General features: G+C 32.3%; 1 protein-coding gene. It reads left to right on the plus strand.

Features of this window, described 5'->3' with window-relative positions; all coding sequences use genetic code 11:
- The coding region (gene repC / locus ACFILW_RS10555) for a replication initiation protein RepC (protein WP_375685815.1) at positions 1-617 on the plus strand (617 nt) is incomplete at its 5' end.
- Positions 618-679 lie beyond the last annotated feature (62 nt).

Below are 679 nucleotides of genomic sequence, written 5' to 3' on the forward strand. Positions count from 1 at the left end.
ATACAACCCCTAACTATAATTGTAATTGTAACAAAAATGAGTGTTCAGAGTTATCTGAACACACTCAAATCGTTAATGTGACCTCCGGTCACAATAAAATGGCTTATGAAAATATAGTAAACGTCAAAACCGAAACATCACTTCCCTCAAACGGTAGTACATTGCCTCAAATTAAGCCGGAGATACTAGAAAAGGCTTTGCCGAATGCCGCCTTGTTTTCTGAATGTAGTCTCCAAACAGAAAGCGATTTGATACGTTCTATGTATCCTATGTACAGAATGATTAAAGTTTCAGAACATGCCGCTGAACAAGCTACAAAAATCATGGGGCTTAAAAAAACAGCTCTGGCTATTGCTATCATTTTTGAAAAATATGCTAGAGGACTTGTAAAATCACCAGGGGGATATCTCCGCGGCATGATTGATAAAGAAAAAAAGGGAGAATTGTATCTAGAGCGTTCTTTATTTGCTTTATTGAAACAAGCTGATCAAGAAGAAATAAATAGTTTAAACTTAGAAAAAAATCAGAAAATAAAGCTAAACGAAGAAAAAAGCTCTTTGTTTGAGTTTGAACTCAATAAAACGTTAAATAATCTAAAAATGCCAAAGTTTACATAAATAATAATTTATATACGAAATAAATATTTTAATTATTTATCGTTATTTTTTAAAGGCGTAAC

Source organism: Bartonella sp. TT110JLCBS, from assembly GCF_042193405.1.
GTDB lineage: Bacteria > Pseudomonadota > Alphaproteobacteria > Rhizobiales > Rhizobiaceae > Bartonella.